General features: G+C 58.7%; 8 protein-coding genes. 5 read left to right on the forward strand and 3 right to left on the reverse strand.

Annotated elements, in window-relative coordinates; all coding sequences use genetic code 11:
• The 5 genes from EOA29_RS43010 to EOA29_RS15840 all read left to right on the forward strand — a co-directional run.
• Positions 1-792: DUF3363 domain-containing protein (locus EOA29_RS43010; protein WP_245468477.1), on the forward strand; the 792-nt coding region annotated here is incomplete at its 5' end.
• Positions 793-1,950 carry a cysteine desulfurase family protein gene (locus EOA29_RS15825; protein WP_127221118.1) on the forward strand — a complete coding sequence of 386 codons (1,158 nt, stop codon included), beginning with the start codon at positions 793-795 and terminating at the stop codon, positions 1,948-1,950.
• Positions 1,947-3,077, forward strand: coding sequence for a DNA phosphorothioation system sulfurtransferase DndC (dndC, locus tag EOA29_RS15830; protein WP_127221119.1), 1,131 nt, complete (start codon positions 1,947-1,949; stop codon positions 3,075-3,077). The genes EOA29_RS15825 and dndC overlap by 4 nt, the downstream gene beginning before the upstream one ends.
• 4 nt (positions 3,078-3,081) lie before the next feature.
• On the forward strand, positions 3,082-5,316 hold the full coding sequence (locus EOA29_RS15835) for an AAA family ATPase (protein WP_127221120.1): 2,235 nt from the start codon (positions 3,082-3,084) through the stop codon (positions 5,314-5,316).
• On the forward strand, positions 5,313-5,741 hold the full coding sequence (locus tag EOA29_RS15840; RefSeq protein WP_127221121.1) for a DndE family protein: 429 nt from the start codon (positions 5,313-5,315) through the stop codon (positions 5,739-5,741). Before EOA29_RS15835 ends, EOA29_RS15840 begins: the two co-directional genes overlap by 4 nt.
• A gap of 44 nt (positions 5,742-5,785) precedes the next feature.
• Here EOA29_RS15840 and EOA29_RS15845 read toward each other — a convergent pair whose 3' ends face one another.
• From EOA29_RS15845 to EOA29_RS15855, 3 genes are all read right to left on the reverse strand, one after another.
• Entirely contained in the window at positions 5,786-6,673 is an 888-nt protein-coding gene (locus tag EOA29_RS15845) for a hypothetical protein (RefSeq protein ID WP_127221122.1), read from the reverse strand.
• Positions 6,670-7,812 (reverse strand): AAA family ATPase, encoded by a 1,143-nt coding sequence (locus tag EOA29_RS15850; protein ID WP_127221123.1) that lies wholly within the window; start codon positions 7,810-7,812, stop codon positions 6,670-6,672. Before EOA29_RS15850 ends, EOA29_RS15845 begins: the two co-directional genes overlap by 4 nt.
• The coding region (locus tag EOA29_RS15855) for an FtsK/SpoIIIE domain-containing protein (protein ID WP_127221124.1) at positions 7,812-9,210 on the reverse strand (1,399 nt) is incomplete at its 5' end. The genes EOA29_RS15855 and EOA29_RS15850, both read right to left, overlap by 1 nt.

Consider the following 9,210-nt stretch of genomic DNA (forward strand, 5'->3'; position numbering starts at 1 on the left):
GAGGTACATGAGGCACAGGCTCGGCGGCGGCAGTGGTTGATCTCGCAAGGCCTCGCCCATGAACAGCAGGCCCAGATCGTCTATCGCGCCAACATGATTTCGATCCTGCGACAGCGTGAGCTGAACCGGATCGCCGGTCAGCTCGCGGAGGAACTCGGTCTGCCCTGTGCGGAAGCCCAGACTGGAAATCGAATACAGGGCACGTTACGCCGATCATCAATCGAACTTGCCAGCGGCAAATACGCAGTGGTCGAAAAATCGCGTGAGTTCACCCTCGTGCGATGGCGGCCCGTACTTGATCGGCAGTTGGCAAGCAGGTCTCAGGGATCGTGGGCGGGGAGGGAGTTTCCTGGACCATCGGTCGACAGAGGGACGGGCCTAGTGGCCAACAAACCTCGGCGCTCATGGAACCCGAAGCGTCTGCGAACTGCGCTGACAGGGCTTTTTGAACCTAGTTGTACATTTCGTACCTTTTGGCTTGCCGAATACCTCGCGTGTGGCAACAATCGTCACATGGATTCGCCAAACACATACGAGATCGCGCCACCAAGAGACGTGCGCGGACGGCATATACGTGCTGCCCGTATCCTCCTCGATTGGACAAAAGCCAGGGCAGCCCAGGAATGCGGCGTTGGCGTGAATACGATCGGTCGGTTCGAGGAGGGTCTCGAAAAACTCACATCTAGGACCGTCGGCGCCATTGTGCGGACGTTCGAGGCTAACGGGGTGATGTTCGTCCGGGCTGATGTTGGTGCCGGCGTGTTCCTGAGAAATACGCTGGACGGCGAATAGATGCTCACCGCGCCGATCTACCTCGATTATCATTCCCATTCGCTTATAGAACCTCGCGTTCTGCAACGCATGGTCGAGGCATATGTGGCAGTCGATGCCAATCCTCATTCCACACACAAGCATGGTGGGACCGCCCACGCGGCGGTCGAGGCTGCTCGAAGCCAAGTCGCTGAGCTGCTCGGTTCGCGTACGTCGGAAATAGTCTTCACGTCTGGGGCGACAGAATCGAACAATCTGGCCCTGGGCGGTTTGGCCGAACACCTTCAGGGCGTCGGAAAACGACGGATCGTCGTGTCCGCGATCGAGCATGCGTCGATTTTGGAGAAAGCTGCGGATCTGCGGCGTCAAGGATGGGTCGTCGATACGATACCTGTCGCATGGACGGGGCGTGTCGATCTGGCGACGCTGGAAGCCATGCTCGACGAAACCACCGGCCTCGTTTCGGTGGCTTGGGCGAACCACGAAATCGGCGTCGTCCAGCCGATGGGCGAGATATCGAGGATCGTGCGCGCCAGCGGTGCCTTGCTTCATTCCGATCTAGCGCAGATCGCAGGTAAGCTGCCGGTCTCGACGTCGCTGCTCGACTTGGCAAGTGTCTCGGCTCACAAGCTCGGGGGGCCGACCGGCGTCGGAGCGTTACATGTCACCCGCCGTCTGCGACCAAAGCTGGCACCAATGTTGCGCGGCGGTGGTCAGGAGAGCGGCGCGCGTTCCGGTACGCTTTCGCCGCCGCTCTGCGTCGGTTTCGGCGCCGCCTGCGCCTTGGCGAGCGAAGAAATGGCTCAAGAATCCATTCGTGTCGCGCGGCTGCGGGACAGGTTGCGCTCGCGACTGCTGGCGATCACCGGGGTCGTTGAGAATGGCGATGCCAAGTCCAAATTGCCAGGGAACCTTAATCTGCGATTCGACGGTGTCGATGGCGAAGCGTTGGTCCTTCGGCTACAAGACGAGATATCCTTGTCGACCGGGTCGGCCTGCAGCGCGAAAACCCTTGCGCCTTCACATGTTTTGCTAGCCATAGGTCTTTCGACACAGCAAGCCGAAACGGCGGTCCGTATTGGTCTGGGGCACGGAACGACAGGCGACGAGATTGACATCGCGGCAGACGCCATAGAACGGGCGGTTGAAGCATTGCGTTCGACCCGGAGAAGAGCATGACGACAGCAGCCGTGATAGACCCAGACTTAGAGCCAGTCGACCAGCTGGGTGATCGGTTGAAGGCAATCCTTGCCGACATTCGCGATGAATACCTGCAGCCGCATTTGACACCTTGGATTCTCGGGTTTTCCGGTGGCAAGGACAGCACGCTGCTTGCGCAGCTGGTTTGTGAGATGTTGCTGTCACTACCTCCGCGTAAGCGGCGACGCGCGGTCCACATCGTGGCCAACGATACGCTCGTGGAGTCACCGGTGATTGCCCACCATCTTGACATGGTGCTGGAACGGATGCGGCAGGCCGTGGAGCCCCTACGGCTACCGATCGCCGTTGCCAAGACGATCCCGGATGTGGAGCAGACCTTCTGGGTCAATCTTATCGGGCGGGGCTATCCATCCCCCAGTCGGGTCTTCCGCTGGTGCACGGATCGCATGAAGATCGCTCCAACGACCACTTACATCAAGACTCAAGTCGACGAGTCCGGCCAGGCCATTCTGCTGCTTGGCGTGCGCAGCGCGGAATCCACTCAGCGTCGGCGCAGCGTCATTCGCTACGACAATGGCCGACGCCTTAACCCCCACAACAGCCTGCAGAACTGTCTCGTATATAAGCCGATCGTGGATCTTTCGACGGATGAGGTCTGGCAGACACTTTTGCAGTCGTCCCCGCCGTGGGGCGGTACGCACCGCGCATTGGTGACGATGTACCGCAATGCCGGAGGCGGTGAGTGCCCGCTGGTGACCGACAAGTCCGAGGCACCATCTTGCGGCACGGCTTCCTCGCGATTTGGTTGCTGGACCTGCACAGTGGTGGAGAAGGACAAGAGCGCAGAGTCCTTTATCGAAGCCGGCTATGGCGATCTGGAACCCCTGCTTGAGTTCCGCGATTGGCTGAAGGCCATCCGCGAGGACGGCTCAAAGCGTATGGCCAAGCGCCGAAATGGCACCCTCAATTTCGTAGGAGAAGGGCGTCTTATTCCAGACCCCTTCACCCTCACGGCGCGCCGAGAGATCTTTGATCGGTTGATCGCAGTTCAGAGCGAGGTGAATATGCAACTGGTGTCGCCAGCCGAGATCGACGTTATACGACGCATCTGGGCCGAAGATACCATCGCCATGACGAAGTTCTAACGGCATGTCCAATCAAGCCTATCTCCCCGTTAACGGCGTCTCCTCCTACCTCGACCTATTGATCTCGGCCCGCAATCTCTATGGTTCGAGCGGCAATCGCCGCAGATTGTTCAATCGCTTCGATGAGATCCTCGGTGCTCCGGTTGATTGGTCGACGATTGCCTGGAACCCTACGGTGACCCGTGCGGCGCGGCCGTTCCGATTCAAACGGATCCATTTGCAAAACTGGAAAGCCTTCGAGCGGGCCGAACTGGATTTCGCAGCCCCTCCCGAACGGCCCGTCGCGCTGATTGGTGGTAACAACGGCAATGGCAAGACGAGCATCCTGGAGGCCCTGGCGGTGTGCTTGTACGGAGTGCGCGCACATATCGACCGATCGCGCTTGAGTCGCGAAGAAGGTGATGGCATCACGCCAAGACGCTCTGATTATCACCAGGCCATTGAGCGTGCGATGCATCGTCAGGCCTTTGAACGTGGCGATCGCGATATGTCAGTGGTGGTTGAAATCGATTGCGACGATGGTCCTTTCGAGATCGAGCGGCACTGGTACTTCGGCGATGATGGTTCGTTCGTCGAGGATGACGAGGAACTGGTGCTTCGCTCTGGAGATGATAGGCACATCCTCAGTCCGCCGCCCGATGTCCCCGGCCCCGAATTTGCATTCTTCGAGATCGAACGCCGCATCGCGCCTGCCAGTATGCTCCCCTTCTTGCTATTCGACGGCGAGCAAATTCGGCGTCTGGCACAGCGCGAGTTGGACGAACAGGTACGTTTCGGTCTTGAGAGCGCTCTCGGTGTCGGCATCATCACCGCCTTGCTGAATGATCTTTCCGACTATGCGCGGGACCGCGGCAAGGACGTGCAGGCGGACGGGGTCGAAGCTTCATTGACCTTACAAGTCTCGGCCTTGACGGACGAATTGTCGAATACGCGAGCCGATCTCGAAGTGTTGGAATCTGCCCTTGGACCGTCGCGCCGGCGCCGCGACGAGATCGTCAGGTCAATCGGGTCAATCGGCGATGGCACCTATCAGGAGCGCCATGCCGAGCTTGAGCTTCGTAAAAAGCTTGAGGCCGAGCTGCACGCCGCTCGGCATGATCTGCTGCTATCCGGCGTAAGGCTGTTGCCATTCCTCCTTATTCCCTCGAAACTTCTTCAAGGCGTGGAGAGCGCCCTCGACGTAGCAGCCCGCTCGACCTTGCGCTCGCGTGGACAAGACGAGCGCATGCTGCGTGAGTTTATCACAGCTCTGGGGCGGACCAAGCCGTCGTTGTCGCCTGAAGCACTCGCCGATCTTGCGCGACGGACTCAAGAGGCGTGGAAAACCTCTTTGGGAACCGCAGTCGCGCCCGACACTGCGACCTTGCATGGCTATCTCGTCGGTCACGACGCCCGACGCGTGCACGAATTGCTTACCGGCTCACGGACATCCGCGCGAGGTGAGATCGAGGGCATGCTGCAAAGGATCACGGAACTGACCGAATCCATCTCGCGCATGGAAGAACACAACGTGCAGCGTAAACGCGATGAGGAGAACCGAACCGCTTTGGTCGGTGAACTGGAACAATTAAATCAAAAAATATCGGAGCTTGAGGGACAAAGGCGTCGGCTTGACCAGGTCGCGGGTAAGCTTGAGGCTCAAATCGAGCCTTTGGAAATCGATCTGAACCGTCGAAAGGGCCAACGCCGCAACGGCGGCCATGCAGCCGGCGGGGCCGATGCAGCCAAGACCGTGTTGCATGCGCTGAGGCAGTCGATTTCGCTTGCCATGCCTGAGTACTACGGGGAACTGGCAACCGCATTGACCAGTGCCTATCGTGGCCTTGCGCACAAGGGTATCGTGCAAAATGTTGCTATAACGCATGACGGCAATGTAGCGTTGATCGACGCGCTCGGGCGCGACCTGCGGGATACCGATGCCTCCGCAGGTGAAAACCAGATTTTTGCCATGGCACTGATCGCTTCGATCACCAGCCTTGGCGGCTCGTCTCTTCCACTCGTCATCGACACGCCACTCGGTCGCCTGGACACTGAGCATCGCGACCGCGTTCTGGACTATTTTACCTCGCGCAGTTCTCAGACGATCCTTCTGTCGCAGCCCGAGGAAGTGTCTGGCAGATACTACGATCGGATCGAGAGTCGGGTCGGCTCCGAACACCATCTCACTTATCGATCCGAAGGCGGTGGCCTGGGCGAGACGTTGGTTCAGAAAGGCTATTTTCCGAGGCGAGCCGCATGAATCAAATTCGTTCCCCACTTCAGATCGGCGATATCGCGCGTGCTGACTTTCGGACATCTTTTGCCGCTGATTCTGAAAACTCCCGCATTCAGAAGACGCTCGAGCTGCCGTATCGATATCAACCGGCGCGGCTGGCGCTCTCCCTTTCTCTAGCGGAGCCCACCTCACCCGTGCCGATTTCCGACAGCAGTGGGCGGCCGATCAGAGGCGACACGTTGTTCGGCCAGGACGAGGCCGATCTGACGCTTTGGATCGCTCTGATTGTGGAGCACTCAGGCGTTGCGGGACTGACCCGGCGTGAGTTCCAGGACCTCGTAGCGGCTCACTGGGCTCGAGGAATGGAAAAGCTGTCAAAGACAGAAAAGTCGGCCTTGTCGATAGAAGATGCCTTCGCGCAGTTGATGTCCGGCGCGCGCTCACATTAGCAAGACTGCGAAGCAGCCCCAGCCTGAGGCGCGTTGTTCAGCGCTCAAGCGGACCCGACACGTTCTATCAGATGAGTGAGATGTCGTTTGAGTTCTTCGGGCTCAGTTGCGCCCTGACGCATGAAGCCGGCCAACATTTGATGACTGTTGTGATGGGTCGTGAGGCGCAACGCATTGCGTAGCCTGTCTAACAAACGCTTGGTGTCAATGAACTTGAGATAATAGCGCAATCGCGCGGCTGGTTCATCTGGCGCGCCGGCTCGGACGTGAACAACGAAGTTTGCGACCAACCGGGCTTGCTCATTTGCCTCGGCACTGAGGTCCAAGAGGCGGCTCGCGCATATTTCGCGCACTTCTTCAAGGGGAAGTTCGCCAAAGCTACCTGTTGCGGCTCTACCATCTGAATGCATCGCTGCAAGATAGGGGGCTGCCTCGAAGAGAATATCGCACTGGGCGAGCGCACGCTGGAGTGCATCGCCGGCAAGATGGCCGAACCGGATCGGATCACGGCTGCAGCCAATTACCCAAGGCGTGAGCAATTCCGGCAAGATGAGGTGCGCTTCGATCTCCCACAGTTCCGACACAAACAAATTGCCATCGGCCTCGAACGTCCGGAAACGCATCTCCTCGGGTTCATATAACGCGTCCCATACTTTCCGGCGAAAATATACATCGCGATCGAGGATACCGAACGCCGGTATTTCTTCTTCCCAACTCTTTTGGACGGCAGCCGGGACTGCGGTGCAGCCGTCTCCGTCAGCCAGTCGGGAAGCGGGGACAAACTCGAATTTGGCCAAGTAGTTGGTGAACCAGATGTCCCGGAAAAGCCATACGTCGGTCGCCCCCTCCAGAATGATCCGTGGCAGGCCCCGGCTGTGGGCATCAATTTCTAGGTCGGTATCAAATTCATCGAACGAAGCGACATTGCTCATCGACGAGATGCCTTGAACCGCGGCTTCACCAGGCAACCAAATTTGCGAAGCCCATCTTCGGGCACCTTTGGAGCAACAATACGCAATGAATCAGCTTGGTGTGACGTTATATAAAAGCTGAGTCCGGTATGCTCTTTCGCCCACTCCTTGATAAGAGTGATAAGCCGACGACGCATGACGAGATGAAGGTGCTGCTCTGTCTCGTCGATCAGAACGATCGTCGCTGCGCTCATGTGGCTGGCAATACGAACCAGCAATTGGACCAACTGGCGCTCGCCACTGCTAAGCTGGTCGAGGCCGTGCTCGACAATACCGTCAACCGAAACGGGCGCGCGTAACCGCTCACGATCGACATCGAGGAGGGTCTTGCTCCCATCGCGAAAAACATAGCGATTGACAATCTCCCGGCAAAGCTCCTCGCGACCGTCGCCAAGCCAGGCAAACCAGACAAAAAGGTTGTCGAGTGAGCTGGCCCAAGTTGCCCCATCAACGCCAAAAACGTGCACCGGGGCATAGCTTAATTGCTCCGGGCGGGCGATTACTTGCCCTCCGGCGCTGTTTCGGGCGATTCCGCGATCGGAAGGGAAATAGAGCAAGGTTGGGAACGCGGTAGATCCAGTGCCAAACAGGCTCCGGGTCGGCTCTCCGATCTCGGCTATTATGGTGTCAGCGAAGTCAAGCGCCTGCCTGTCCGAATCCGCGAACCGTTCAATCACCCGGGAACCAGGTCTTATCCCGTAACGCAAGACAAGCTGCGCAGAAGCTCCCGTCGCTTGCAAGTCAGGCTCGGTCCAATTCTTAAGCAGACCAGGGCTGCCAAGCACAATCGAAAGGATAAACGTCTCGCTGCTGATGCCGTCATCCAGCCTGATCAGCGCATCGAGTTGGACACCGCCGTTACCTTCATCAAGCGAGGGCACGCCGTATTTCGCGTGCATGGCCGCACCCAACATCGACATTGCTGCCGCGATAGCTTCGAGCAAGGTGGTCTTGCCTCCACCATTCGGCCCCATCACCAAATAAATGTTGGCAGGTTCGTGTTCGGCGGTGAGGAAGCTCACCGAGGTCGTGTCGCGAAGGGGACCGACGTCCAGAAGGGTCAGTCCGGCCAGTGCGAAATGGGTGGATCGGATCGCCATTATAGGTTCAGCCCGGATTGCTTGACAGCTCGAAGAATGTCGTCGCGGTCGACGCGTACGCCATGGACACGACGCGTATCGCGCCCGGCAATCTTGATAAGCATGTCGCCTCGCATGAGGAGATTCTCTGCCCCCGCCTCGTCAAGTATGATCCTGGAATCGGCAGCCTTCTGGACAGTGAGCGCAATTCGACTTGGGATGTTCGAACGAAGCAAGCCCGGGAACGTCGCTGCTTCGGGGCGCTGTGTTGCAAGGACCAAATGGATGCCGCTGGCACGGGCCTTTTGCGCCAACCGTACCAACGGCTCCTGGGCTCCGCTCTTGCCGATCAGGAAATCTGCCAGTTCGTCGACAAAGATAACGATGCGCTCGAGCGCAGCTCCAGCCGCCTGTGCCTCGGCGATGTTGCGCGCTTGGTATTGACGCAGGATCGAAGAGCGGCCCTCCATCTCGTCGACCATAGCGTGCAACAGCTGCACCCCTTCATTCATATCGGTGACGACGCGTCCCTCACGCAGGCTTGCGCAGCCTTCATAGTCTGCAAAATCGAGCCCTTTGGGATCGATCATGACAAGCGTTGGCGGTCTTTTGGCAGCGAGAAGCGACAGAACAAGTGCATTGAGACAGACGCTCTTGCCGCTGCCGGTCGCGCCCGCGACGAACAGGTGTGGCGCCTCAGCGAGGTCAAACACGAAGGGCACGCCCAAGACATCCGTTCCTGGACATACCGGGAGCGCTTCTGGCCGATCTGCCAGTATGGGTGCAACATCAGCCCACCGGACGTCATGCCAGGTGGCGCTTGGACGCGGGATTTCGATCGTGACGCGACGTTCTCCGCTTTCACGAACCATGCTTACGCTCGCAGAACCCAGCCCAAGCGTGAAGGAGAGGTCTTCCAGGCCGCGCCGCAAGCGATCGAAGTCCTCAACACCATTGAGCGTCAGTGGAAAACGCATCAGCCGCGGCCCGCTCACCGCCGCTCCGGCAGGTGTTGCCTTGACGCCGATCGCTGCCAGTCCTTGTTTGAGCATGTCGTCGCTCGGCACAGCAGCAAGGTCGTTGACGGGCTGGCCAGTGGTGCCGGCCTGGAAATAGAGCTCGTCTAGCAGGTAGTCGTGAAAATCGCGGCCCGGTTGCCAAGCGCGCATCATCGCCTCGACACCACGTCTAAAATGGCGCTGGACCAGATCCACATATTCGGCTTGGCTGCTGAAAAGATCTGCCTGATGCTTAATCGACAACAGCAGTCGGACCGCGTCGTCATAGTCCTTGTCGGTGCCACGGCCAGTCAATTGCTCAAGATGGAGGTTGCTTCGATTAGCACCGCCCTTCGGGCGGCCATAACGTTCATCGGGCACGCCATCCATGCGCAACGATAGTGCGAGAGCAAACCGAAGC

The sequence above is a fragment of the Mesorhizobium sp. M1E.F.Ca.ET.063.01.1.1 genome (assembly GCF_003998155.1).
GTDB lineage: Bacteria > Pseudomonadota > Alphaproteobacteria > Rhizobiales > Rhizobiaceae > Mesorhizobium.

Coding starts and splice junctions, on each gene's coding strand:
- EOA29_RS15825 (WP_127221118.1), top strand. CDS start 793: ATGCTCACCGCGCCGATCTACCTCGATTATCATTCCCATTCGCTTATA.
- dndC (WP_127221119.1), top strand. CDS start 1,947: ATGACGACAGCAGCCGTGATAGACCCAGACTTAGAGCCAGTCGACCAG.
- EOA29_RS15835 (WP_127221120.1), top strand. CDS start 3,082: ATGTCCAATCAAGCCTATCTCCCCGTTAACGGCGTCTCCTCCTACCTC.
- EOA29_RS15840 (WP_127221121.1), top strand. CDS start 5,313: ATGAATCAAATTCGTTCCCCACTTCAGATCGGCGATATCGCGCGTGCT.
- EOA29_RS15845 (WP_127221122.1), bottom strand. CDS start 6,673: ATGAGCAATGTCGCTTCGTTCGATGAATTTGATACCGACCTAGAAATT.
- EOA29_RS15850 (WP_127221123.1), bottom strand. CDS start 7,812: ATGGCGATCCGATCCACCCATTTCGCACTGGCCGGACTGACCCTTCTG.